This is a genomic window from Pseudomonas sp. OVF7 (assembly GCF_030644265.1).
GTDB lineage: Bacteria > Pseudomonadota > Gammaproteobacteria > Pseudomonadales > Pseudomonadaceae > Aquipseudomonas > Aquipseudomonas gorinensis.
The window spans coordinates 4,621,059-4,644,555 of sequence record NZ_CP128996.1; the positions used below are offsets into that span (position 1 = coordinate 4,621,059).

General features: G+C 59.7%; 23 protein-coding genes. 15 read left to right on the forward strand and 8 right to left on the reverse strand.

The window, feature by feature from the left end; translation table 11 throughout:
* The first annotated feature begins 3 nt into the window (after nt 1–3).
* Both QU606_RS20985 and QU606_RS20990 read left to right on the forward strand, forming a co-directional pair.
* Nucleotides 4–465 (forward strand): LEA type 2 family protein, encoded by a 462-nt coding sequence (locus QU606_RS20985; RefSeq protein ID WP_304997469.1) that lies wholly within the window; start codon nt 4–6, stop codon nt 463–465.
* 7 nt (nt 466–472) lie between these two features.
* The gene (locus QU606_RS20990) at nt 473–1,024 is read left to right on the forward strand and encodes a GNAT family N-acetyltransferase (protein WP_193689417.1); all 552 of its coding nucleotides are present in this window, start codon (nt 473–475) and stop codon (nt 1,022–1,024) included.
* Nucleotides 1,025–1,211: 187 nt separating this feature from the next.
* Here the strand turns inward: QU606_RS20990 and QU606_RS20995 are convergent, their stop codons facing one another.
* On the reverse strand, nt 1,212–2,138 hold the full coding sequence (locus tag QU606_RS20995; protein WP_024075821.1) for a carbon-nitrogen hydrolase family protein: 927 nt from the start codon (nt 2,136–2,138) through the stop codon (nt 1,212–1,214).
* A gap of 92 nt (nt 2,139–2,230) precedes the next feature.
* On the opposite strand from QU606_RS20995, the gene QU606_RS21000 reads away from it, so the two are divergent.
* On the forward strand, nt 2,231–3,148 hold the full coding sequence (locus QU606_RS21000; RefSeq protein ID WP_304997470.1) for a LysR family transcriptional regulator: 918 nt from the start codon (nt 2,231–2,233) through the stop codon (nt 3,146–3,148).
* On the opposite strand, the gene QU606_RS21005 is transcribed toward QU606_RS21000, so the two are convergent.
* Nucleotides 3,123–3,374 carry a hypothetical protein gene (locus QU606_RS21005; RefSeq protein ID WP_024075823.1) on the reverse strand — a complete coding sequence of 84 codons (252 nt, stop codon included), beginning with the start codon at nt 3,372–3,374 and terminating at the stop codon, nt 3,123–3,125. The two genes, QU606_RS21000 and QU606_RS21005, sit on opposite strands and share 26 nt — an antisense overlap.
* Before the next feature lie 163 nt (nt 3,375–3,537).
* On the opposite strand from QU606_RS21005, the gene QU606_RS21010 reads away from it, so the two are divergent.
* Nucleotides 3,538–3,858 carry a YqjD family protein gene (locus QU606_RS21010; protein ID WP_016979401.1) on the forward strand — a complete coding sequence of 107 codons (321 nt, stop codon included), beginning with the start codon at nt 3,538–3,540 and terminating at the stop codon, nt 3,856–3,858.
* Between the two features lie 34 nt (nt 3,859–3,892).
* Here QU606_RS21010 and QU606_RS21015 read toward each other — a convergent pair whose 3' ends face one another.
* Nucleotides 3,893–4,930, reverse strand: coding sequence for an Ldh family oxidoreductase (locus tag QU606_RS21015; RefSeq protein ID WP_304997471.1), 1,038 nt, complete (start codon nt 4,928–4,930; stop codon nt 3,893–3,895).
* Nucleotides 4,931–5,518: 588 nt separating this feature from the next.
* Complete coding sequence (locus QU606_RS21020) at nt 5,519–6,556, reverse strand: IS110 family transposase (RefSeq protein WP_168233670.1); 1,038 nt, start codon at nt 6,554–6,556, stop codon at nt 5,519–5,521.
* Between the two features lie 331 nt (nt 6,557–6,887).
* On the opposite strand from QU606_RS21020, the gene QU606_RS21025 reads away from it, so the two are divergent.
* The 7 genes from QU606_RS21025 (at nt 6,888) to QU606_RS21055 (ending at nt 12,912) form a co-directional block, all read left to right on the forward strand.
* Nucleotides 6,888–7,883 carry a FecR family protein gene (locus tag QU606_RS21025; protein WP_102625361.1) on the forward strand — a complete coding sequence of 332 codons (996 nt, stop codon included), beginning with the start codon at nt 6,888–6,890 and terminating at the stop codon, nt 7,881–7,883.
* Nucleotides 7,884–8,214: 331 nt separating this feature from the next.
* Nucleotides 8,215–8,667, forward strand: coding sequence for a hypothetical protein (locus QU606_RS21030; protein WP_069075833.1), 453 nt, complete (start codon nt 8,215–8,217; stop codon nt 8,665–8,667).
* Nucleotides 8,667–9,218, forward strand: a complete 552-nt coding sequence (locus QU606_RS21035; RefSeq protein WP_069075832.1) for an adhesin — start codon at nt 8,667–8,669, stop codon at nt 9,216–9,218. Before QU606_RS21030 ends, QU606_RS21035 begins: the two co-directional genes overlap by 1 nt.
* Before the next feature lie 66 nt (nt 9,219–9,284).
* Entirely contained in the window at nt 9,285–10,034 is a 750-nt protein-coding gene (locus tag QU606_RS21040; RefSeq protein ID WP_069075831.1) for a hypothetical protein, read from the forward strand.
* A 60-nt stretch (nt 10,035–10,094) separates the two neighbouring features.
* Nucleotides 10,095–10,775 (forward strand): C39 family peptidase, encoded by a 681-nt coding sequence (locus QU606_RS21045; protein ID WP_069075830.1) that lies wholly within the window; start codon nt 10,095–10,097, stop codon nt 10,773–10,775.
* 38 nt (nt 10,776–10,813) lie between these two features.
* Entirely contained in the window at nt 10,814–11,560 is a 747-nt protein-coding gene (locus QU606_RS21050; RefSeq protein WP_069075829.1) for a hypothetical protein, read from the forward strand.
* A 50-nt stretch (nt 11,561–11,610) separates the two neighbouring features.
* Nucleotides 11,611–12,912: a hypothetical protein gene (locus QU606_RS21055; RefSeq protein WP_304997472.1), complete on the forward strand. Its 1,302-nt coding sequence runs from the start codon at nt 11,611–11,613 to the stop codon at nt 12,910–12,912.
* 117 nt (nt 12,913–13,029) lie between these two features.
* Here the strand turns inward: QU606_RS21055 and QU606_RS21060 are convergent, their stop codons facing one another.
* On the reverse strand, nt 13,030–14,355 hold the full coding sequence (locus tag QU606_RS21060) for a sigma-54 dependent transcriptional regulator (protein WP_069075827.1): 1,326 nt from the start codon (nt 14,353–14,355) through the stop codon (nt 13,030–13,032).
* A gap of 343 nt (nt 14,356–14,698) precedes the next feature.
* Between QU606_RS21060 and QU606_RS21065 the strand changes: the two genes are divergently transcribed.
* The gene (locus QU606_RS21065) at nt 14,699–14,959 is read left to right on the forward strand and encodes a hypothetical protein (RefSeq protein ID WP_024075833.1); all 261 of its coding nucleotides are present in this window, start codon (nt 14,699–14,701) and stop codon (nt 14,957–14,959) included.
* A gap of 59 nt (nt 14,960–15,018) precedes the next feature.
* Here QU606_RS21065 and QU606_RS21070 read toward each other — a convergent pair whose 3' ends face one another.
* From QU606_RS21070 to gnd, 3 genes are read right to left on the reverse strand one after another with little or no spacing between them, the layout of a single operon-like run.
* Nucleotides 15,019–15,873 carry a Cof-type HAD-IIB family hydrolase gene (locus tag QU606_RS21070; RefSeq protein ID WP_024075834.1) on the reverse strand — a complete coding sequence of 285 codons (855 nt, stop codon included), beginning with the start codon at nt 15,871–15,873 and terminating at the stop codon, nt 15,019–15,021.
* Nucleotides 15,870–17,393 carry a glucose-6-phosphate dehydrogenase gene (gene zwf / locus QU606_RS21075; protein WP_024075835.1) on the reverse strand — a complete coding sequence of 508 codons (1,524 nt, stop codon included), beginning with the start codon at nt 17,391–17,393 and terminating at the stop codon, nt 15,870–15,872. The genes QU606_RS21070 and zwf overlap by 4 nt, the downstream gene beginning before the upstream one ends.
* Nucleotides 17,390–18,373: a phosphogluconate dehydrogenase (NAD(+)-dependent, decarboxylating) gene (gnd, locus tag QU606_RS21080; RefSeq protein WP_024075836.1), complete on the reverse strand. Its 984-nt coding sequence runs from the start codon at nt 18,371–18,373 to the stop codon at nt 17,390–17,392. The genes zwf and gnd overlap by 4 nt, the downstream gene beginning before the upstream one ends.
* A 269-nt stretch (nt 18,374–18,642) precedes the next feature.
* Here gnd and QU606_RS21085 point away from each other — a divergent pair, with 269 nt between their 5' ends.
* The 3 genes from QU606_RS21085 to QU606_RS21095 all read left to right on the forward strand — a co-directional run bounded on the left by QU606_RS21085 (nt 18,643) and on the right by QU606_RS21095 (nt 23,398).
* Entirely contained in the window at nt 18,643–18,816 is a 174-nt protein-coding gene (locus QU606_RS21085; RefSeq protein WP_024075837.1) for a DUF6026 family protein, read from the forward strand.
* 471 nt (nt 18,817–19,287) lie between these two features.
* On the forward strand, nt 19,288–21,030 hold the full coding sequence (locus QU606_RS21090) for a phosphoethanolamine transferase CptA (RefSeq protein ID WP_069075825.1): 1,743 nt from the start codon (nt 19,288–19,290) through the stop codon (nt 21,028–21,030).
* 130 nt (nt 21,031–21,160) lie between these two features.
* Nucleotides 21,161–23,398 carry a TonB-dependent siderophore receptor gene (locus QU606_RS21095; protein ID WP_024075839.1) on the forward strand — a complete coding sequence of 746 codons (2,238 nt, stop codon included), beginning with the start codon at nt 21,161–21,163 and terminating at the stop codon, nt 23,396–23,398.
* Nucleotides 23,399–23,497 lie beyond the last annotated feature (99 nt).

Genomic DNA, 23,497 nt, shown 5'->3' on the forward strand with positions numbered 1-23,497 from the left:
TGTATGCGCAAGCTCATGGTTCTATCGCTACTGCTGCTCACCCTGAGCGCCTGCGCCCTGTTCCCCAACCGCGACCCGGTGACGATCAATGTGGTGGGCATCGAACCCCTGCAAAGCCAGGACCTGGAAGTACGCTTCGCCGTGAAACTGCGGGTACAGAACCCCAATGAAACTCCGATCGACTACAACGGCGTGGCCTTGGACCTGGAGGTCAATGGCCGGCCGCTGGCGTCGGGGGTGAGTGATCAGCGCGGATCCATCCCACGTTTTTCCGAGAGGGTGCTGATGGTGCCGGTCAGCGTTTCGGCGTTTTCCGTATTGCGCCAGACCCTGGGCCTGAGCCAGACCCAGAGCTTGAACAACCTGCCCTATGTACTGCGCGGCAAGTTAGCGGGCGGGCTGTTCGGCACCATGCGTTTTGTGGACCGTGGCACCCTGGACCTGCCGAATACCGCGACCTGGTAATGACACCATGCAACCGACACTCTTCACCGAACGCCTGATCCTGTGCCCACTGACCCTGGACGATGCCGAAGGGATCCAGCAGCAATTCCCGCATTGGGAGGTCGTGCGTTACCTCAACGCCCTGGTGCCCTGGCCCTACCCGGCCGACGGCGCGCGCACCTATCTGGAACAGAACGCCCTCCCCGCCATGGCCCGTGGCGAGGAATGGCACTGGTCGCTACGCCTGAAAAGCGCGCCTGAACAATTGATCGGCAACATCAGCTTGATGGACGAGCAGGATAACAACCGGGGGTTCTGGCTAGGGCCGCAATGGCAAGGGCAAGGACTGATGTCCGAGGCCAGCGCGGCGGTGACCGACTATTGGTTCGGCGTGCTCAAGCGCCCGCTGCTGCGGGTGCCCAAGGCGGCACCCAACCTGGGCTCGCGGCGTATTTCCGAGCGTACGGGCATGCGTTTGATCCGTACGGATGAAGCTGAGTTTGTGGAAGGTACTTTCCCACGGCATATCTGGGAAATGACCCGCGAGGAATGGCTGAAAACCCAATCGCCCAAACGCTGAGGGCCAAAGGTGGGACGGGGCTCGCCCTTCTGTAGGAGCGAGGGGGACGCCTAGTTCTTGCTCGCGAAAAACGTCAACGATAACGCGTGCTTCCTGAATGAACGCGGCGCCTGTGAGTTTTTCGCGAGCAAGAACCAGGCGTCCCCCTCGCTCCTACAAAAAAGCCTTAGCTGACGGGCATCAGGCTTCAGTCGGTGATAAAGCGCACGCCTGGCTTGGCGCGCTCATCCACCACCAGCTCGAAAACATCCGGCCGGGCGTAATGCCCTACCACGTCGTAGTCATACCGCGCGCGCACCAAATCGTCAGTGTCGATCTGCGCGGTCAGCAGCCCCGCCTCCCCCAGCAACGGCCCAGCCAGGATGTCGCCCATGGGGCCGATAATCACGCTGCCACCTGCGATCAACGGGCGCTCTGAAGGCCAGTTGGCAACCTCGATGCCCAGCGCCTGAGGCGAAGCCTGCACCTGGCACGCACTGACCACAAAGCAACGCCCTTCGTGCGCCACATGACGCATGCTCACCTGCCACATCTCACGCTCGTCCACCGTCGGCGCGCACCACACTTGCACGCCCTTGGCGTACATCGCCGTACGCAGCAGCGGCATCATGTTTTCCCAGCACACCGCGCCGCCGACCCGCCCTACCGCCGTGTCGATCACCGGCAAGGTGGAGCCATCGCCCTTGCCCCAGATCAAACGTTCGGTGCCAGTGGGCATCAGCTTGCGGTGCTTGGCCACCAGACCGCCAGACGGTTCGAAATACAGCACGGTGCAATACAGGGTGCTGCCACTGCGCTCGATCACACCCAGGACCAGGCTCGCGCCGGTACGGGCCGACAACCCCGCCAGCGCCTCGGTCTCGGTGCCCGGCACATCGATGGCATTGGCGAAATAACGCGCAAAGGCTTCGCGCCCCTCGGGCAGGCGATAACCCAGTTGCGTGCCGAAACCTTCACCTTTGGGGTAACCACCCAGGAGCGCCTCCGGCATCACCACCAGTTGCGCGCCGCTGCGCAGGATTTCGTCTTCATAAGCCAGGATTTGCGCGAGGGTCTCGGCCTTGCCGCCCGGCAACGCACCGATTTGCAATGCAGCCACAATAGAAACAGGCATCACGATCATTCCAAGTAGTGGGGGGTTGCCCATTCTCGGGCCAGGCTCGATCATGAATAAAGCCCACTTCAGTGCTAAATGATATGAGCCAAATGAATATCGCCCAGGTCGACCTGAACCTGCTGAAAACCTTCGAAGCCCTGCACGATGAGTCCAGCGCCAGCCGCGCGGCGTTGCGCCTGGGTGTGACGCAATCGGCCATCAGCGCGGGGTTGCGCCGCTTGCGCGAACTGTATGGTGATCAGTTGTTCGTGCGTACCGGCCGGGGCCTGGCGCCGACCTTGCGCGCCAATCAACTCAAGCCGGTGATCAGTGAGGCACTGGACCGTTGCCGACAAAGCCTGGCGATGACCCATCCGGATAACCCGAACTATCAAGGGCGATCGATCGTGGTGGGACTGTCCGACGACTTCGAGATCGCCTATGGCCGTCGGCTGATGGACGTCATCGCACAGCGTCTGCCGAAACTCAGGGTGATCTTCCGTCAGACCCACAGCCAGATCGTCGCCGGCGCCCTGCTCGATCGCACCCTGGACCTGGCGATCACCGCCGGCGGGTTTGCCGAACGCAGGCTGAGCCGGCTAGTACTGGGGGAAGGTGATTATCGCTGCCTGGTGGACGCCCACAGCCTGGCGCCGGGCCAGCACGGCATCAGCCTGGCGGAGTTCGTGGCGCGTGAGCACATCTTGGTGTCGTCGGGCGGGTATATCGGGATCACCGATGAGGGGCTGGCGGCACAGGGGTTGAGCCGCCAGGTGTGCGCCTCGACCAGCCATTTTGCCGCACTGCCATTCCTGCTCAAGGGCAGCCAGGCAGTGGCAACCATTCCCGGGCATGCGGCCGAGGCCATCGCCGGCCTCACCGGGCTTTGCGTACTGCCCTGCCCGCTGGCGCTGCCCCGCTACCCGGTGGAACTGGGCTGGCGTACACAGGCCCAGTTAGACCCGCTGCTGCTCAAGGTGCGCGAAGCGATCAGCGCCAGTTTTACTTGGCCGCCATCAGCTTGTTGACTTCACTGCGCACCATGTTCGAGAACTCCGGCGGCGACATGCCGTCAAGTTCCGCGCGTACCCATTCAGCCCACTTGCCCTTGCGCTTGGCACGTTCGCCGAACAACCGGGCGGCTTCGCCCTTGGCCTTGCCCAGGTTACTTTGCCACAGGTCGTAGAGACGGGACTTTTCATCTTCCAGCTCGGCGCGTTCGGCGAGGGTCTTGTTGGCGAGATTGAAGCTCATGTTGAATTACCTGCTGCACAAATAGGTGACATCTTACACTGTAGGTCGAAATTTCCTGATTCAGATTTTGCCCAGAACCCGTGCCTGGCAAAAAAACTGCAACTTTTGCCATCGCCCGGCACTCCATTGTTCACTGTCACATTTACCTGCAAGGAGTCACACAATGGCCCGCAAAACCGCTGCCCAAGCTGTTGAAGATCAAATCAAGGATCAAGCCTTCAGCGAACTCACGGCGCTGATCGAAGAATCGGACAAACTGCTCAAGAGCAGCGCCTCGCTGGTGGGCGAAGAAGGTGAAACCCTGCGCGAGCAGGTCGCCATCAAACTCAAGCAAGCGCTGGACTCGGTGTCCAACGTGCGCGAGCGCAGTAAGCCGGTGGTCGATGCCACCGAGACCTACATCGGTGGCCACCCATGGCAGACCGTGGCTATCTCGGCGGGCTTCGGCCTGGTCGTCGGCCTGTTGCTCGGCCGCCGTAACTGATGCGCCAGGGGCTGCGCCCATGGCGCGGCCCCTTTCAGTCTTCGAGCAGCGCCTGCAACTGCGCCAGGTCCTGCGCTTGCAGTTCAATCCCCTGCTGTTGCGACTTCGCCCGCGTGCGATGACGTCGATCCCCCGGTAAACGCCGCAACCCCACCGCATGCATCTGCCGCACCAGTTCCTGGCTGCGCTCGGCAAAGCTTTGCCCAGCTGTTTTGCTCGGGTCGATGACAATCAGCAATTGCCCGGTCCAGGGGGTACGCGCGCCTGGGTGATCGGCCCAGTTGAACTCGAAGGAGAAGTTGCCCCCGGTCAGGGCGGCGGCCAGCAATTCGACCATCATCGACAACGCCGAGCCCTTGTGCCCGCCGAAGGGCAACAGCGCGCCGCCTTCCAATACGGCCTTGGGGTCCTGGGTCGGCTGACCGAGGCTATCGACGCCCATGCCCGGCGGCAATCGCTCGCCCTTGCGCGCGGCAATCTGTACGTCGCCATGGGCGATAGCGCTGGTGGCTAGGTCGAACACGATGGGCAAGCCGTCGGCACGGGGGGCGGCAAAGGCGATGGGATTGGTGCCGAACAGTGGCCGATCGGCGCCATGGGGCACCACGCAGGTCATGCTGTTGACCACGCTCAATGCCACCAACCCTTCCTCGGCAAAGGGCTCGACGTCCGGCCACAGTGCCGCGAAGTGATGGGAGTTATGGATGGCCAGCAGCGCAATGCCGGCACTGCTGGCCTTGTCCACCAGCAGTGCACGGGCCGCTTCAAGGGCCGGCTGGGCGAAGCCGTTGCAGGCGTCCACCCGCACGAAGCCGGAGGCGACATCCGTGACCACGGGCGTGGCTTTGCCATCGACCCAACCGCTGGCCAGCGTGCTCAGGTAGCCGGGAATGCGGAAGATGCCGTGACTGTGCGCGCCGTCGCGCTCGGCGCTGGCGCAATTGCGCGCCAGGATCGAGGCAACCTCAGGCGAGGTGCCGTGTTTCACGAAGATGGCATGCAGCAACCCCACCAGGTCATTGAAACCAATGAACACTGAAGGACTGTCAACTATCGGGGACTGGGCAGACATCTGTAGCTCCGATTTTGTAATTGGAAGAGACAACAAGAATCCAGACCGTTGATTAAACAACGCCCCCTGTGGCTGCTGTCAACGGGCGCTTCAGTTATCTATCGCCATATGCCCTGTGGCGAGCGGACTTACTGTGAGCGAGCTCGTTGTGGCGAGCGGGCTTGTTGTGGCGAGCGGGCTTGCCCCGCGTTGGGGCGCGAAGCGGCCCCATTACAGGCGATGTGTTTTTAACTGACACACTGCGGAGCCTGGTTTTGGGGCTGCTGCGCAGCCCAGCGCGGGGCAAGCCCGCTCGCCACAACAAGCCCGCTCATACATGGACGCCCCCAGTATGCCAAGCGCTCAATTCGTGAAAACACAGACGGGATAAGGTTGCAGCCATACATCCGGACTTTAAGTGAGGCTATGCCTCTGTCCCTGATGGAATTCGCTGATCGGGCTCTTATCACCACAACGCGCTCGAAGCGCTGTGAGCGGAGCAGAGTTACCCGATCCCGGTCCTACCTGTCTTGCCATCACGTCATGATCGCCTGAGCAACCTTGGAAATACTCCCTCTAACGCACCACTTTTTGATTCCACCGAGCCGGCTACGCCCCTGTTACATCAGGGGTGTAGTCGGCTCGGAACTTGCTGCCATGGGCCAATAGTGCCCAGGCTATCCGGACAGTTTTATTAGCCTGAGCAACAACTGCAACGTTGGTGTGCCGACGAGCCAATAACCCCTTCAGCCAATCCGCCGAAGGATCTGTTTTACTCTCCACCACTCGAACCACCGACCGAGCGCCGTGAACCAGCAAAGTGCGTAAATAACCATCGCCCCGTTTACTGATCCCCAACAACGTGGGCTTTCCTCCGCTGGAATGTTGTCGTGGCACCAACCCCAGCCATGCTGCCATTTGCCGACCATTAGTGAAATTCTTCGCATCACCCACTGACGCCACTAGCGCGGTTGCAGTGAGCGGGCCGACTCCTGGTATTTCTGCCAGGCGGCAACTGTCTTCATTGCTGCGATGCCATTGTTGAATCTCCCGTTCCAACTCGACGACCTGTCGATCCAGCTCTTTGAAATGCTCACTCAAACGCTGCATCAGTTGGCGCAAAGATCGAGGAAGAGCGTTGTCACGATCTTCCAAAATGCCCGGCAAACGCTCGGTAATATGCCGAATGCCCTGCGGCAAGACCACGCCAAACTCTCCAAGAAGTCCACGAATCGAATTAGCTTGTGCCGTTCTGGCCTTTACGAATCCCTGCCGTGCGCGATGCACGGCCAGAATAGCTTGTTGCTCTACCGTCTTGATCGGCACAAAGCGCATGTTGGGCCGAGTAACGGCTTCACAGATTGCTTCTGCGTCAGCTACATCGCTTTTGTTCGACTTCACATAGGGCTTCACAAATTTCGGTGCCATTAACTTGACCGTATGACCAAGTGCCTGCAGTTTTCTTGCCCAGTAGTGGGCTCCGCCACATGCCTCCATGCCCACCAGGCACGGCTCTAACGTGGCAAAAAACGGTACAACTTGTTCACGTTTAAGCTGCTTCCTTAGCGCCGTTTTTCCTTGTTCGTCGATCGCGTGAAGTTGAAACAGGGCTTTTGCCAAGTCAACCGAAACAGTCGTAAGCTTCATGAGGACGCTCCCTTCCGTTAAGTGTGGGTAACACTTTAACTTTGGCACATAGATGCCGTTAGGAAGGGGGCGTCCATCCCATTACCACAACAAGCTCGATCACCACAACAAGCCTGCTCGCCACAACAGCCCCATCTGCCGGGCGTTAAGGTTGATCAGCCATGGCCGTTCCGGTGCCTCGCAACACAGGGATGGTAGGAGTGACGGACTCATACCCCCAGTTTTCTCGGCTTTCAAACGAGAATAAATTCCAATTGAAGTGCAATTGCCATCATGGCTGTTCTCGCTATCCGGCTGTGGAGGTTAGAATGCGGGAAATCAGGATGAGTTAATGAGCGAAAAGTCCCTTTCAGAAGCCGAATATGACGCCATCACCGACGCCGCCGCGCATTGGTGCATGCGTATGCATGCGAGTGATTGCACGTCGGGCGAACGGCAGGCCTTTCAGCAGTGGCACGACGCTCATCCGCTGCATGCGTTCGAATACGCAGCGATGCTGGAAATCTGGGACGTGGCCGATCATTTGCCACGCAATGAGGCGGCCTCGGCGGGGATGCCGCTCAAACCACGCAGCCGGCTGCGCACCTATGCCGTTGCCGCAGCGATCAGCCTCGCAGCCCTGCCCCTGGTAGCCTTTACCGGCTGGGAAGCGGGTTGGCTGCCCAGCTCCTATGAGCGCTTCGAGGCCACCAACGGCTTACGCCAGGTCACATTGGGCGATGGCAGCCAGGTGGAACTCAACCTCGGCACCGAACTGGTCTACAGCCACTACAAGGACCAGCGCCAGGTCACGCTGAAAAAAGGCGAGGCGTTTTTCAAGGTCAGCCATGACCGCGCCCATCCTTTTATCGTGCGGGCCGGCGAAGGCCAGGTGCGAGTCACCGGCACGCAGTTCAATGTCTGGAAATATGACGACCAGGTACGGGTGATGCTGCTCGAAGGCTCGGTGCAGATTTCCAGCGACAAGGCGCATGGCAGCGTGCCACTGACGCCAGGCATGCAGGCCAGCTACCAGCAGGGCGATGCCACCCCTCGAATCAGTTCGATGAACCCCAACGACTCCGCCCTGGCCTGGCGCCAGGGCAAGCTGGTGCTCGACAACCTGGCCCTGGCCGATGCCCTGCCCCTGATCAATCGCTACCTCAACAAGCCGGTCATGCTGGCGGATGCCAACACCGGGGCAATCCGCATCGGTGGCATCTACAACACCAGTGAAGTCAATAGCCTCATCCCTTCCCTGCCCAAGGTACTGCCGGTCTACCTGACCCAGAACCAGGACGGCAATCCCGTCCTCAACGCCATCCCGCGTAAAGCCCCCAAAGGCTGAACCCTGCGTTTGCACAGGCAGGCTCGCTTGGGCCTGCGGTGTCCATTTTTGAAACACCTCCCGTCCCTGGACCGCCCGTGCTGAGCCATTTCATCGTTTTGTCATGTGCGGTGTTACAGCACTGATACAACCAGGTGAAGCGTTTTTGCTGGGTTCGGGTCAGCGTGCACCTGGGCCATGGTGTTTCAACCATGAAACAACGCAGCCACTACTTTGCCCGCCAACATTCATAAGCTATTGAATAATAAAAAATATTAAAAAGCGGCACGCGTTCTGCTCTATTCCTCACAGCGCTGTTTAGGGTCAGCGCGCAGAAAAAAGGAATGCTGCCGTGGTCACTCACACTTCGGGCTCATTGAGCCTTCTGCTGATCAGCTGCGTACTCGGTGCCAGCGTGAGCGCTCCAGTGCTCGCTGCAGGTGACGGTGTGATCGTGACGGGCCGCGACGTACAAGGCCACATGTACGGTCGACCTTCATTCGGTAAAGACCCCTACCCCACCACTGCCAACGCCAATCCAAGCCGCGAGATCATCAGCGCCACAGGCGAACTCAGCGACATGGACATCGGCAGTATCAGCAGCGGCTCGAGCATTACCCGCGTGGTCCTGCCTGGCGGCAATATCCCTGGCCTCAACAACACCCAAGGCAGTGTATCGACACTCGGCTCCGGGACAGCGGTCAGCCACGGTGCCGGCGCCGCCATAGGCGGTCAGATCAGTGACTCGATCCAGCGTGGCATGGCGCCGCTGAACAACATCGGCAGCATGATGGGGGGCAAATAATGAATCGTTCCCTGCTGATTCTGGCCCTGCTGGGCAGCGCCTCGGCCCTGGCCGACAACACGGCGGTAATCACCAATAGCGGCCAGGCCTATAACGGCAACCTGATGATCAACCAGGCCGCCGGCGACCAACAGCAAACCGCCAACAACCGCGCCGTCGCACTCGGTGGCCAGGCCACCACCCGCAATCTCCAGAACCTGAACGGCAAGGTCGACCCCTCCCTGAATGCCAAGGCGGCAATCGAGGGCACCTCTTTTACCAATGGCAACGGCATGTTGGGCATCAACCAGTCAGCCGGGGCCAATAACCAATTAATCAATGCCGTGCGGATCAGCGTCAACCCTGGCCCGCAAAGCATCGACGACAGCGTCCTGTTGCAACAGAACACGACGACGCTGGCAACCGACTCAGGGCTCACCCCCACCACTGGCAGCCGCCAGGTCGTGACAAGCGACCAGGCCTTCACCGGCAGCCGAGGAGTGATTCAGGTGAACCAGAGTGCTGGGGTGGGGAACCGAGTGGCTAACACCCTGGGCATCACTATCAAGTAAACGCTTGGTAGCACACGTTAGACCGTACCAACACTTAACCAACTAATAGAAGCAAGGAGAAACACCATGAAACCTCAAATGGCTCTGAAACCTCTGGTTTTCGCTCTGGCTGCACTCATGGCTGCTGCTGCTCAAGCAAATGGTGGTGGCTGGCACCCTGCGCCTCAACCAACCGGGGTTGTTGCCTCTGTTGTCACGGATGTACAAAACAGCGCAGGCAACAAGTTCGATGACACCAAAACCGAAAACAATGCCTCTGCCGATAACTCGGTTAATGGCAACAGCGGTAACACCGGGGTTAACGTTCAAGCAGGCAGTGGCAACCAAGCCGACAACTCTGGCGCCATCTCCAGCGCCAAAGGTGACTTTGCAACAGTATTCGCTGTCGTCGATGTCAATCAAAACAGCGGGCTGAACAACTTCGTCAACAAAGGCACCCAGAACAACGCCTCCCTGGACAACTCGGTTAACGGCAACTCCGGCAACCTGGGCTACAACGGCCAGGCCGGCCAAGGTAACCAAGGTAAAAACAACCTGGCAATCACCACTGCAGATGGCAAAAACATCGCAGCGGCCGCCAACACCGAGCAAAACTCGCTCGCCAACAACTACCTCAACGCCGCCGCTACCAGCCACGGGTATGGCTATGGCAGCAAACCTCAGTACGTGTCGAACAACTCCAGCCTCGACAACTCGGTTAACCGCAACTCCGGCAACGTAGGTGTGAACCTGCAATCCGGCGCCGGCAACCAAGGCAGCAACAGCCTGTCGATCGGTCAAGGTTGCACCGTCTGCGCCAGCGGCGTGCGCTTCTGATCCAACGGGGCCTTGGCAACAAGGCCCTTTTTATTCCAGTGTCCGACAGGTCATACGATCATGCGCCTCGCGACCCTTAGCCTCTTGATGTTGCTCACCGGCCCAACCTGGGCGGGCACCATGGCAATCTCCGCCATGCCCGGCGGTGCAGTCATCTACAAGAAGGTCGAGAGTATCCGTGAGCGCCGGTTCGCCAACCTGGTGGAACAGAAAACCGATTTCAGCTGCGGTGCTGCGGCACTCGCCACCATTCTGCGCCAGGGTTACTGGCTGGACGTCGACGAAGACCACGTCATCAAAGGCATGCTGGTCAATGCAGACCAGGACCTGGTACGTACCCAGGGCTTTTCCATGCTGGACATGAAGCGCTACCTCGAAAGCATCGGCATGCGTGCCCGGGGCTACAAGATCGGACCAGAAACCCTGGTGACCGTGAAGATCCCCGTAGTGGTGCTGCTGGAGATTCGTGGCTACAAGCACTTCGTGGTGATGCAGCGCGCGGACAAGGACTGGGTCTATATCGGCGACCCGGTACTGGGCCACAAGCGCTATTCGCGTGACGACTTCCTCAAGGGTTGGAATGGCATCGTCTTCGCCGTGCTGGGTGAAGGTTATGACAAGGCCAACGCCTTGCTCGACCCGCCCACGCCGCTGACCGCCAAGAACAAGTTGAATGAGTTCAGGCCGGTAGGCGATGCCGAGCTGATGGATTTCGGTTTCATCCAGAGCGACTTCTTCTGAAGAAGCGCATAAGGGGCAGGACGCTCCAGGAGCTGAAGATGAACACTTCCCGTTGGCTGACGGTCCTGTGTCTGACAGCCTCAATACCAGCTTATGCTTCATCGGGGTTCCAACCCATCGAACTCAAGGATTCGGAAATGGCCGAACTGCGCGGCCGCTATGTGATGCCGGGGCGAATCATCAGCTTCGGTATTGTCATGAGCAGTACCTGGACCAACGCCGTGGGCGACACCATCACCGGCAAGGCCAGCATGCAGATCGACTCAGCGACCATTACCCCACAATTCTACGTGCAGACCACCGGCTCCACCGGTACCGGCACCAACCAGAACACCGGCACCGGTAATGTCGTCGGCGGCGCGGGCCTGGGCACAGGCACGGGCGTGACCCAAAGCGTACGCACCGCCGGCGACGGCAACACCGCTTACAACAATGTCGGTATCAACGTCACTGAAAACGGCTTTGCACCGTCCAACATCGTCCAGTCCGGGCAAGTGCTGGTAGCCGGCGGCACTGTGACCGGCGACAGCGCGGCAGGCCGTGTGAGTGTCTCGGCCAACAACGGCGGCTTGCAGATGGCGATTCTGGCCAACCATAACCAAGGCAATAGCCTCCAGCAGATCGGCGGCGGCCAAGTGCTGCAAGGCACGGTGTTGACCGGCAATACCAACTTCGTCAACAACATGACCCAACTCAACGTGGTAATGGGCAATAACGGACTGAACAACCCGGCGTTGAACTGCAATCTGGATCAACTCAAAGGCCTGCGCACTCTCGGTTATTGAACTACGCTGACCCTCGACACTTTTTGCATTAGAAAAGGACGGCTTATTTCATGCATCGATCATTATCGCTACGTGCAGTGGTCTGTTTAAGTACGCTCTTGCCCGCATCCATCTTGTATGCCGCGCCAGACGCAGATATTGAGACACTCAAACAAGAGCTTCTGGAACTCAAGCAGCGGTACGAGGTGCAGCAAAAAGCCCTGGCAGTGTTGGAACAACGGGTGCGCCAGGTCGAAGATCAACCGGCCACGCCGGCGCCCAGGCGCCTGGCCAAGTCTCCGGCAGACTTCCAGAAAGGCGGCAAGACCGTCGCGGGAACGGGCGCCGCTGCGGCATCCGGCGGCGCGGGCGGTGGCGGCAGTTCTTATGGCCAGTCGCTCAAGGACGATTCGGCCCCTGCGCAAAGCGTGAGCAACCTCTACAACGAAGCCAGCGGCTTCTTCGGGAATGGCAAGTTCAGCTTTGAAACCGGCATCACTTACGCGCATTACGATGCCCGGCAGTTGACCCTCAACGGGTTCCTGGCCTTGGACTCGATCTTTCTGGGCAACATCAACCTGGACCGCATCAAGGCTGATAACTGGACCCTGGATTTGACCGGGCGCTACAACGTCGACAACCGCTGGCAGTTCGACGTCAACGTGCCGGTGGTGTACCGCGAATCGACCTACCAGTCGAGCGGCGCCGGCAACGATGCCACTGCCACCTCTGAAGCAGACGTAACCCGCGATCCAACCATCGGCGACGTAAACTTCGGCGTGGCGTACAAATTCCTCGACGAAACCCCTACTTTGCCGGACGCGGTGGTTTCGTTGCGCGTCAAGGCGCCTACCGGTAAAGAGCCGTTTGGCATCAAGCTGGTCAGGCAAACCACCAACGACAACCTCTATGTGCCGGAAAGCCTGCCTACCGGTAACGGCGTCTGGTCGATTACACCGGGCATCTCGCTGGTCAAGACCTTCGACCCGGCGGTGCTGTTTGGCTCGTTCTCGTACACCCACAACTTCGAAGATTCGTTTGACGACATCAGCAGTGACGTCAACCAGAAAGTCGGCGGCAAAGTCAGCCTGGGCGACAGCTTCCAGCTCGGCGTCGGCGTTGCCTTCGCGCTGAACGAGAAGATGAGTATGTCGTTCTCGGTCTCCGACCTGGTACAACGCAAAAGCAAGCTCAAGCCTAACGGCGGCGACTGGCAATCGGTGGTCTCCAGCGACGCCAATGCGGGCTACTTCAACGTGGGCATGACCATTGCGGCATCGGATAACCTGACGATCGTGCCGAACCTGGCGATCGGCATGACGGATGATGCGCCGGACTTCACCTTCAGCTTGAAATTCCCGTATTACTTCTAGCGGCATCGGGACACGGAGCGTCCCAGCCGGTGTTCCTTGGCTGCGTAAGGGAACCTATGACAAAGGAAAAGCCCCGCAACGATAAGGGTCGTTGCGGGGCTTTTCGGTTTACCCGCCCTAGCGGATCTGGTGTTTGTGCAGCAACCGGTAGAACGTCGGCCGGGAAACGCCGAGCACACGGGCCGCGACGCTCAGGTTGTCACTGTGCCGGTTGAGCACATCGCACAGCGCCTGGCGTTCGGCGCGGTGCTTGTAATCTTCCAGTGTAGCCATCGGCGAAGAAATTGCCTGTTCGCCTTCCAGGCCCAGATCAACGGCTTCGATCTGCCGCCCTTCAGCCAGCACCAGGCCACGCCGTACGCGGTTGGCCAGTTCACGTACATTGCCCGGCCACGGGTGTTGCCCCATGGCGACCAGGGCGCCCTCGCTGAAACTGCGCGGGCGCCGGCCGGTTTCCTGGCTGTAGAAGCGTGAAAAGTGATTGGCCAACATCGCCACATCACCGTGGCGTTCGCGCAGGGGCGCGGTGACCACTTGCAGCACATTCAGGCGGTAATACAGGTCTTCGCGAAACGTGCCCTTGGCCACCGCCGCTTCCAAGTCAACGTGGGTCGCCGCCAGCACACGCACATCCACGGGGATGGGCTGGCTGCCGCCGACCCGTTCAATCTGTTTTTCCTGGAGAAAGCGCAGCAGGTTGGCTTGCAGTTCCATCGGCAAATCGCCGATTTCATCGAGGAACAGCGTGCCGCCGTTCGCCGCCTCGATCCGCCCGACCTTACGCTGATGGGCGCCGGTAAACGCGCCTTTTTCATGGCCGAACAGCTCAGACTGAATCAGGTGTTCGGGGATCGCCCCGCAGTTGATCGCTACAAACGGCTTGGCATGGCGCTGGGATTGCCGATGCAGGGTCTTGGCGACCAGTTCTTTACCCGTACCGCTGTCGCCGCGAATCAGTACCGGCGACTCCGTGGGCGCCAGCTTCGACAATAGTTTGCGCAACTCGCGGATCGGCCGGCTGTCGCCAAGCAATTCATGTTCGGGCTCGTTGACCGGGGCATGGCCCTTGCCTCGCAGGCGCGCCATGCCAAAGGCGCGGCCCAGGGTGACCTGCACCCGAGAGACATCGAATGGCAGGGTGTGGAAGTCGAAGAACCACTCGCAGACAAAATCACCGACGTTCTGCAGGCGCAACACTTCCTGGTTGAGCACGGCGATCCACTCGGTACCACTGCGGCTGATCAGCTCCTTGACGGCCTCGGGACGCTCCAGGTGATAAGGCTGCAAACGCAGCAAGCCCACATCGCAGGACCGGTCTCCCACCGCTTCCAGGGTACAGCTGTCCACCTCCCACCCGGCAGAGCGCAGGCCAGGCAATAGCGCATGGCAGTCATCGCAGGGATCGACCACAAGCAAACGGCGCTGGACAGGTGTAACAACCATGACTATTCCTTGGCGCCAAAAATAGTAAAGTTATTTAGAAACAACAGTTTGTGACGCCTGGCGATAACACTAGCAAGGTATTGACGCGGCGCTTGTACCATTTCGCTATAAGTGCGGGCAAAAAGCCATCTGCCTGCGATTCCGGGTAAAAAGTTGCTTCGCCTGGAGACTTACATTGCGCTTTCAAAACAGCCGCTTACATGACTTCAATCAGGGAAAGTTGAAAATTGTTGCTCTAACATGTGACCCGTACCCCATCATCGTGCATCAGTACAAGTAACCGCCGCACGGACTGCCCAACCGCCGGCACTTAATTGAATGGGCAATGAGAGAGAAGACCCACATGAACGCCCCGCTCCGCATCAACGAAGCTCTTTTGATCGCAGACCGTGCTTTCCAGCCCTTTCAGTGTGTGGCCTGGCACGATGGCAATGGCGCCCTCAGCCTGAGCGTCGTCGACCGCACCAACAAACGTATCGGCCGCAAACAGCTGTCGTCGAGTGCCTACACCGACCCGGCACAACTGGAAGACTTGTTGTTGCAAGCCCGCGCCGAACTCGACAAAGATGGCTACCAGTTGCAGTCCTGGGCAATGCCCAAGTAAATCGGCGCGGCAACTTCCGATCATTGCCCCATTGCAAAACAATGATCGGAAGTTCGCTGTTAGAGTACAGCCGGTTTAACTTTTCGCCCTGACTGCGCCGCAAGAATAAACCGTTCGATCGCTTCGGCTGCACCGTCTTCGAGATTACTGCCGGTGACAACATTGGCCTGGCGCTTGACGCTTTCTTCAGCCTGCCCCATGGCAATCGACAACCCCGCCACCTGAAACATCGCCGGGTCGTTGCCGCCGTCGCCGATGACCGCCGTCTGCTCCAGCGGCACCCCGAGGTGCGCCGCCAGGGTCTTCAAGGCTTCACCCTTGTTGGCCTTCATCGCCGTCACATCCAGGTAGATCGGTTGCGAACGCGATACCTGGGCCAGCCCCTGCACCTTGGGCTGCAATTGCGCTTCAAGTTCCACCAGCAATGGCGCGTTGCGGCTGGCGGCGACGATCTTGTCGACCCGATCCAGGTACGGCTCAAAACTCTCGACCACTCGCGGCCCATACCCCAAACCAGCAGCTTCCACCGCTACCATGGGGCCGGACGGATCGCGCCGCAGCCATTCACCGTCGGCAAACACCCAGACTTCCACGTCCGGCACCCCGGAAAACAGCGCCAACGTCACCAGCGCCGCCTCCGCGGGTAAATAATGCGCCACCAGCACAGTGCCATCAGGGTTGACCAACGTGCCGCCATTGAAGCCGGCCACGGGCACGTCGATGCCGAACGCTTCGATCATCTGCAACATCGCCTTGGGCGGGCGTCCGCTGGCCAGGCTGAACAGTACCCCGGCAGCGCGCAAGGCACGCACCGTGTCGAGGGTGCGCTGGGTCGGGGTGTGATCAGGACGCAGCAAGGTGCCGTCCATATCACTCAATACAAACCGGACGGGATGGATCGCTGCGTCACTCATCCGAGCGAATGCCAGGCACGGCCATCGCGGGCCAGCAACGCATCGGCCGCCGCCGGACCATCTTCACCGGCCTTGTAGGCCTGGATCCCGTCGTCCTCTTTCCACGCATCGAGAAACGGCTGCACCGCACGCCAGCCGTTTTCGATGTTGTCGGCGCGCTGGAACAAGGTCTGGTCTCCGGTCATGCAGTCGTAGATCAAGGTTTCGTAACCGGTCGACGGTTGCATCTCGAAGAAGTCCTCGTAGGCAAAACCCAACTCGATATTGGCCATGTCCAATGTCGGCCCGGGCCTTTTAGCCAGCAGGTCGAACCACATGCCTTCATTGGGCTGGATCTGGATCTTCAGGTAGGTGGGCTTGAGCTCATCGACCTCGGTATCGCGAAACTGTGCATACGGCGCCGGCTTGAAGCAGATCACGATCTCGGTGTCGCGAATGCTCATGCGCTTGCCGGTACGCAGGTAGAACGGCACGCCGACCCAACGCCAGTTGTCGATCATCACCTTGAGGGCGACAAACGTCTCGGTGCTGCTGTCGGGCGCCACGTTGGCTTCCTCGCGGTAGCCGGGCAGCGCCTTGCCACCGATCTCACCGGCGGTGTATTGCCCGCGCACCGAATTGGCCCGCGCATCTTCCAGGGACCAGGGGCGTACAGCCCCGATCACCTTGGCCTTCTCGCCCCGTACTGCATCGGCGCCAAACGCCGCCGGTGGCTCCATGGCCACCATCGCCAGCAACTGGAACAGATGGTTGGGCACCATATCGCGCAAGGTGCCGGTTTTTTCGAAGAAATTACCCCGGGTTTCCACGCCCACCGTTTCCGCCGCGGTGATCTGCACGTGGTCGATGTAATGGTTGTTCCAGAACGCTTCGAACAGCACGTTGGAGAAACGACTGATCAAGATGTTCTGCACCGTCTCCTTGCCCAGGTAATGGTCGATGCGATAGATCTGCTTCTCGCTCATCACTTTGAGCAGGCTGGCATTCAGCGCTTCGGCAGTGGCCAGGTCGGAGCCAAAGGGCTTTTCGATCACCACGCGGCGGAAGCTGTCATCGGTTTCCGTCAACAAGCCGGCACTGCCCAGGCGCTGCACCACTTCACTGAAGAAGCGCGGCGCGGTGGCCAGGTAGAACACCGCGTTGCCGGTGCCACTGTCGGCGATCTTCTTGCCGATGTCGGCGTAGGTGCTGTCGTCGAGGAAGTCGCCCTCGACGTAGCTGATGCCCTTGGCCAGCTGCGCCCACAGTTTTGGGTCCAGGGCATTGTCGGCGTTACCCCTGACCTTCCCGGCAGCTTCGGTGCGAATGAAGTCCTCGAGTTTCTTGGCGAAGTCGGCATCGCTGATGGCGTTGTGATCAACGCCGACAATGCGCAGGCCATCGCCCAGCAGGCCGTCACGGCTGAGGTTGTACAGCGCCGGCATGAGCAGGCGCTTGACCAGGTCGCCGTGGGCGCCAAACAGAAACAGGGTGGTGGGAGGAGCGGGTTCGGCCTTGGTTTTTTTGCCGTTGGCGGTCATTTTTTGGAAGTCTCCACATGACCACCAAAGCCGAAGCGCATGGCAGACAGCATCTTGTCACCGTAGGTGCTCTGCTGGCGGGAACGGAAACGCGCGAACAGCGACGTGGACAGCACCGGCACCGGCACGGCTTGCTCCATGGCGGCCTCGATGGTCCAGCGGCCTTCGCCACTGTCGGCAACGGAGCCGGAGTAGCCGTCGAGTTTCGGGTCGGTGGCCAGGGCATCGGCGGTCAGGTCCAGCAACCAGGACGACACCACGCTGCCACGGCGCCAGACTTCGGCGATATCGGCAACGTTCAGGTCAAAGCGCTGGTCTTGCGGCAGGTTTTCCGAGTTCTTGGTCTTGAGAATGTCAAACCCTTCGGCAAACGCCTGCATCATCCCGTACTCGATGCCGTTGTGGATCATCTTGACGAAGTGCCCGGAACCCGCAGGGCCCGCATGGATATAGCCATGCTCGGCGCGGGGGTCAGCGGCAGCGGAGCGGTCCTTGGTGCGCGGGATATTGCCCAGGCCCGGCGCCAGGCTGGCGAAGATCGGGTCGAGTCGCTGCACGGTCTCGGTGTCGCCACCGATCATCATGCAGTAACCGCGCTCCAGCCCCCAGACGCCGCCGGACGTGCCGACGTCGACATAGTGCAGGCCTTTTTCCGACAACGTCTTGGCGCGACGAACATCGTCCTTATAGTTGGTGTTGCCGCCGTCGATGATCACATCACCGTCTTCCAGCAGTTCGCTCAACTCATTGATGGTGTTTTCAGTGGGGTCGCCTGCCGGCAACATGACCCAAACGGCGCGAGGCTTTTGCAGCCCGGCAACCAGGGCTTTCAAGTCGGCGACGCCGGTGGCGCCCTCCTCGCTCAAGCCTTTGACAAATGCTTCGTTACGGTCGTAAACAACGGTGGTATGCCCATTGAGCATCAGGCGCCGTGCAATATTCCCGCCCATGCGGCCTAGTCCGATAATCCCCAGTTGCATGTGCTGATGCTCCTAACTACTCAAAAAATGTGTGCCTAGTTTATAGCGCAATGAAGCTATTGAGGGTTAGTCCAGCGCGGATGGCGGTAGTTTCATGACAAAAAAGTAGCCATCGTTTCACCATCACGCCGACAAAAGTCACACGACCATCAAAAATAAAAAAGTTCCCTTGATACGAAAAAGAATTCAGAATTGCTTCCGACTGATGCCGAGAACCTCGAATCAAGCGTTCTGGCGTCGCGATCTACCGGCTATTTGCGAGGTAAGCAATGAGCACAGCACAGATGAACCGCCCGGCACAGACCCTCTACGTCACCATCCGCCGCGATGAGTTGCGCCAACTGAAGGACGAACGCGATCAACTGCTGATGCAAGTCGCGCAGTTGCAGATGCAATTGCAAGGCCCCAGCGCCGTCGCACTGGCAGCCCCCGCCCACGGCTGAGCCCAGCGGGCATACAGGGGTAAAAACCGCTGTGCCTCTCGCTCCCGGATACCACTGCTGGCGATAACCGCCATCGGCTCTGCGCTTCGCGAAGTTGGTCGTCACAACCGGTCTCGTACCTGAGGCCCGCCAACTTCAAATGCCCTTCGCCCAAGGTCCTCACACCCCGGCGTCCTGAGTGGAAGCGCTTCTCCACCCACCATTCGAATCCCTCGATCAATTCCGGCCCTTTGCAGCGGGCGGTCTTATCCGTCCACGCCCAAATGTCGAGCCTCACCGCGAAACGCGGCAGATCAGCCAGCGGCGCCTGGATCAGTACCGGGCTCGAGAGGGGCAAACACCGCGTCTTAAACTCACAAACTTTTCACACACGACTGTCGATACTGCGCCGGATGAATATCCGGTCTGCGGATCAAAACCCGTGCGGGTATTGCTACCCGATGATTGAATTTAAGTTTGTTGGAGCGCTGGATGGCGATGTTCAAACGCAGCACCAAGTCTGCGAAAGGCTTTGATTGGGCCGGCCTTGGCTGGTTGTTTCTGTTTTTCTGGTACTTCTCGGGTATTACCCAACTCCTCATACAACTGACCGGCACCTCCGGTTTCAGCGGCTTTCGCCAAGCCTTCTTCATGAGCGCACTGTGGCTCGCGCCGATGTTGTTATTCCCGCGCCGCACCCGCCTGCTCGCCGCGTTGATCGGTGTGGTGCTGTGGGCCTGCTCCATGGCCAGCCTGGGTTATTTCTTCATCTACCAGCAGGAATTCTCCCAAAGCGTCATCTTCATCATGTTCGAGTCGAACATCTCTGAAGCCGGTGAATACGCGACCCAATATTTTGCCTGGTGGATCGTGCTGGCGTTCATCGCCCATACCGCCCTGGCCGTGTTCCTATGGACGCGCCTGCGCCCGGTGTACCTGCCCCGTGGTCAATCGATACTGGCGGCGACGGCAATTGTGCTGGCCGTCGTGGGCTACCCGCTGGTCAAGCAGATCGCCACGAGCGACAACATGGAACAGGCCATCGACCGCTTTGAAACCCGCGTCGAACCGGCCGTGCCATGGCAGATGATCGTGGCCTATCGTCGCTACACCGAGCAGCTCGACAACATGCAGGGCATGCTCACCAGCGCCAGCCAGATTCCGCCCTTGAAGAACCTCAAGGACAGCATGGCCAACCAACCGTCGACCCTGGTATTGGTGATCGGCGAGTCCACCAACCGCCAGCGCATGAGCCTCTATGGCTACCCGCGCAACACCACGCCCGAGCTGGACAAGCTGCGCGACCAACTGGCGGTATTCGACAACGTCATCACCCCGCGCCCCTACACCATCGAAGCGCTGCAACAGGTGCTGACCTTCGCCGACGAAGAAAACCCGGACCTGTACCTCAAGACGCCGTCGATCGTCAGCATGATGAAACAGGCGGGCTACAAGACCTACTGGATCACCAACCAGCAGACCATGACCAAGCGCAACACCATGCTCACGACCTTTTCCGAACAGGCCGACGAGCAGGTGTACCTCAACAACAACCGCAACCAGAACGCCCGCCAGTATGACGGCGACGTACTGGAGCCATTCGCCAAGGCCATGGCCGACCCGGCCGAGCGCAAGTTCATCGTGGTGCACCTGCTGGGCACGCACATGAGCTATCAGTACCGTTATCCGCCGACCTTCGACAAATTCACCGATCGCCAGGGGGTTCCGGCAGGCATCAGCGACGCCCAGCTGCCCACCTACAACAGCTATGACAACGCCGTGCTGTACAACGACTTCGTAGTCTCCAGCCTGATCAAGAGCTACGCCAAGACCGACCCCAACGGCTTCTTGCTGTACCTGTCCGACCACGGTGAAGACGTCTTCGACTCCGCCGGCCACAGCACCCTGGGGCGCAACGAAGGCAAACCCACCGCACCGATGTACACCATCCCGTTCATGGCCTACGCCTCTCCCAAGTGGCGCGAAACCCACAACTGGAGTTTTGCCGGCGACCTGCAGCGCCCCTATAGCAGCTCGCAGTTGATTCATACCTGGGCAGACCTGGCCGGGCTGAGTTTCGATGAGCTGGACCGCAGCAAAAGCCTGGTCAGCGACAGTTTCAAGCCGCGCCCGCTGCTGATCGGCAACCCTTACGAGCGCCAGCAGAAAGCCTTGATCGACTTCAGCCTGATCAAGCCAAAGAAAGCTGACGGGGCAGAAGTTGTAGCGAAGTGACCACCAGCGTCGCCCCGGCGACGATAACAATCATTCTCGTTTAAGCCTAAAGTTTCACGCCTCCTTTCGTCTTTGAGCCAAGGCCTTTTCTTACTGAGAAGGCTTCAAAGACGACAAGGAGTCTTCCGCGATGTTCGCGCCTCTCACCCGTTCCATGACCTTCACCCTCGGCCTGTTCAGTATCGTACTGAGCCCCGACCTGCTGGCTGAAAACGACCCCGAGCAAACGCCCGCCACCGCGTTGGAGCTGGGCAGCACCCGCGTCACCGCCGAAGGCCTGGGGGCCACTACCGAGCACACCGGGGCCTACACCACCGGTTCGATGAGCACCGCCACGCGGCTGAACCTATCGATCAAGGAAACCCCTCAATCCATTTCGGTGATCACCCGCCAGCAAATGGATGACTTCAATCTCAATACCCTGACCGACGCCCTGCGCCAGACCACCGGGGTCACGGTGCAGCACCTGGATTCCGACCGTGCCGGTTATTCCTCCCGGGGCTATTCCATCAATAATTTCCAGGTGGATGGCATGCTCAACACGTTCGGGCGCATGAAGTCCGACGCCGACACCATCATTTACGACCGTATCGAAGTGGTACGCGGCGCCACCGGCTTGACCACCGGCGCGGGCGATCCCTCAGCCACCGTGAACATGATCCGCAAGCGCCCGACCGCGCAATGGCAGGCCAGGGCCGGTGTCAGCGGCGCCAGCCATGACAATTACTACAACTATCTGGACGTCGGCGGTCCGCTGGGCTTTGAGGGGCGCCTGCGCGGGCGTAGCGTCATGGCCTACCGAGACAGCCAATCCTTTCGCGACAATTACGCGCTGCAACGGGAAGTGGGCTACGGGGTGCTCGAGGCCGATTTGACGGACGATACCGTGGTGGCAGTCGGGTTCGATTATCAGAACAAGCATGTGCAAGGCACCTCCTGGGGCACCCTGCCTTACTGGAACAGCGACGGTGGTAAAGCTCGGCTGTCACGCTCGGCCAATATGGCCGCCGATTGGAGTTCCTGGCCGCTGAAGGACCAGACCACCTTTGCATCCGTCGATCACAAGCTGTCCGCCGACTGGCGCCTCAAGGCCGCCTACACCCACCGCCAGAGCGACACCGATGGCAAGGTGTATTACGGTGGCGCGGGATTCCCTAATGCCGATGGCAGCGGCATGACCGCCTGGACCAACCAGATGGTCGGCACCTCGAAAATGGACGTGGTGGATTTCAACCTGGCCGGCGCCTATTCGCTGCTGGGCCGCGAGCATGAATTGATGGTGGGATATGGCGAGTCGCAGCAGCGCGACACTTCGCCCTTCCAACGCAATCGCTCTCCCGCCGATTACGTCACCATCCCTGATTGGCAACACATGGGCGGTATCGCCAAATTTCCCGACCGCACCACCGGGCTCAAAGGCTCCCACTCCAGCAAACAGCAGAAAGCCGGCTACCTGGCCACTCGCCTGAGCCTGACCGACAAGTTGCACGCCGTGCTGGGCAGCCGCTATGGCAGTTGGGAAATCGAAAGCGTCGCGCCAGAATACGATGCCAACAACCAACTGACCCTAGCCCCCAAGACCCGTCAGACTCACAACGACATGTTGACCCCGTATGCAGGGCTGCTCTACGACATCACCTCGCAGTACACGCTTTACGCCAGCTACACCGATATCTTCAACCCACAGGATGAGCGCGACGCCAGCCGCAAGTACCTGGAGCCGGTGGTGGGCAGCAATTACGAGGTGGGCCTCAAGGGCAGCCTGCTGGACGAGCGTTTGAACCTGGCCGCCGCCTACTTCTGGAGTACCCAGGACAACGTGGCCGAGTTGGACAACAGCGCCGAGCCCGACCGGGAAACGGGCGAGCAGTTCTACACATCCGGCGGCAAGGGCAACCAGGTGCAAGGCTTTGAAGTTGAAGTGTCGGGCGAGGTCATGCCGGACTGGAACCTCACGGCGGGCTACACCTACACCCATTCGCTCAACGGCAACAAACAGCGCAGCAACACTGACCAGCCGATGAACCTGTTGAAGCTGTCCAGCACCTATCGCCTGCCGGGCGAATGGCGCGGATTGACGGTGGGCGGTGCGGTGAACTGGCAAAGCGACTTCTACGCATTTGCCGACCGTCCGATCGGCGGTCGCGACGCGGACGGCTACCTGATCACCGAATCAACGAAGATCACACAGCAGGCTTATACCGTGGTCAATCTGATGTCTCGCTATCAATTCGACGAACATGTTTCGGCGTCAGTTAACGTCAACAATTTATTTGATGAAAAATATTACGAGCGCGTCGGCTTTTATAATGGTGTGTATTGGGGCGAACCCCGCTCGATCACCTTGGCATTGGACTGGAGACTGTAAGACTTTTTAACCCGAAGTTAACGAAAATGTTAACTTCGGGGGCAGTTCCGCGTTAATTCCCACTTAATAAGATCACTCCACACTCGCCCCATGAATCTG

Bases quoted from the DNA above. Each gene is read 5' to 3' on its own strand.
- QU606_RS20985 (WP_304997469.1), top strand. From the start codon at position 4: ATGCGCAAGCTCATGGTTCTATCGCTACTGCTGCTCACCCTGAGCGCC.
- QU606_RS20990 (WP_193689417.1), top strand. From the start codon at position 473: ATGCAACCGACACTCTTCACCGAACGCCTGATCCTGTGCCCACTGACC.
- QU606_RS20995 (WP_024075821.1), bottom strand. From the start codon at position 2,138: ATGCCTGTTTCTATTGTGGCTGCATTGCAAATCGGTGCGTTGCCGGGC.
- QU606_RS21000 (WP_304997470.1), top strand. From the start codon at position 2,231: ATGAATATCGCCCAGGTCGACCTGAACCTGCTGAAAACCTTCGAAGCC.
- QU606_RS21005 (WP_024075823.1), bottom strand. From the start codon at position 3,374: ATGAGCTTCAATCTCGCCAACAAGACCCTCGCCGAACGCGCCGAGCTG.
- QU606_RS21010 (WP_016979401.1), top strand. From the start codon at position 3,538: ATGGCCCGCAAAACCGCTGCCCAAGCTGTTGAAGATCAAATCAAGGAT.
- QU606_RS21015 (WP_304997471.1), bottom strand. From the start codon at position 4,930: ATGTCTGCCCAGTCCCCGATAGTTGACAGTCCTTCAGTGTTCATTGGT.
- QU606_RS21020 (WP_168233670.1), bottom strand. From the start codon at position 6,556: ATGAAGCTTACGACTGTTTCGGTTGACTTGGCAAAAGCCCTGTTTCAA.
- QU606_RS21025 (WP_102625361.1), top strand. From the start codon at position 6,888: ATGAGCGAAAAGTCCCTTTCAGAAGCCGAATATGACGCCATCACCGAC.
- QU606_RS21035 (WP_069075832.1), top strand. From the start codon at position 8,667: ATGAATCGTTCCCTGCTGATTCTGGCCCTGCTGGGCAGCGCCTCGGCC.
- QU606_RS21040 (WP_069075831.1), top strand. From the start codon at position 9,285: ATGAAACCTCAAATGGCTCTGAAACCTCTGGTTTTCGCTCTGGCTGCA.
- QU606_RS21045 (WP_069075830.1), top strand. From the start codon at position 10,095: ATGCGCCTCGCGACCCTTAGCCTCTTGATGTTGCTCACCGGCCCAACC.
- QU606_RS21050 (WP_069075829.1), top strand. From the start codon at position 10,814: ATGAACACTTCCCGTTGGCTGACGGTCCTGTGTCTGACAGCCTCAATA.
- QU606_RS21055 (WP_304997472.1), top strand. From the start codon at position 11,611: ATGCATCGATCATTATCGCTACGTGCAGTGGTCTGTTTAAGTACGCTC.
- QU606_RS21060 (WP_069075827.1), bottom strand. From the start codon at position 14,355: ATGGTTGTTACACCTGTCCAGCGCCGTTTGCTTGTGGTCGATCCCTGC.
- QU606_RS21065 (WP_024075833.1), top strand. From the start codon at position 14,699: ATGAACGCCCCGCTCCGCATCAACGAAGCTCTTTTGATCGCAGACCGT.
- QU606_RS21070 (WP_024075834.1), bottom strand. From the start codon at position 15,873: ATGAGTGACGCAGCGATCCATCCCGTCCGGTTTGTATTGAGTGATATG.
- zwf (WP_024075835.1), bottom strand. From the start codon at position 17,393: ATGACCGCCAACGGCAAAAAAACCAAGGCCGAACCCGCTCCTCCCACC.
- gnd (WP_024075836.1), bottom strand. From the start codon at position 18,373: ATGCAACTGGGGATTATCGGACTAGGCCGCATGGGCGGGAATATTGCA.
- QU606_RS21085 (WP_024075837.1), top strand. From the start codon at position 18,643: ATGAGCACAGCACAGATGAACCGCCCGGCACAGACCCTCTACGTCACC.
- QU606_RS21090 (WP_069075825.1), top strand. From the start codon at position 19,288: ATGGCGATGTTCAAACGCAGCACCAAGTCTGCGAAAGGCTTTGATTGG.
- QU606_RS21095 (WP_024075839.1), top strand. From the start codon at position 21,161: ATGTTCGCGCCTCTCACCCGTTCCATGACCTTCACCCTCGGCCTGTTC.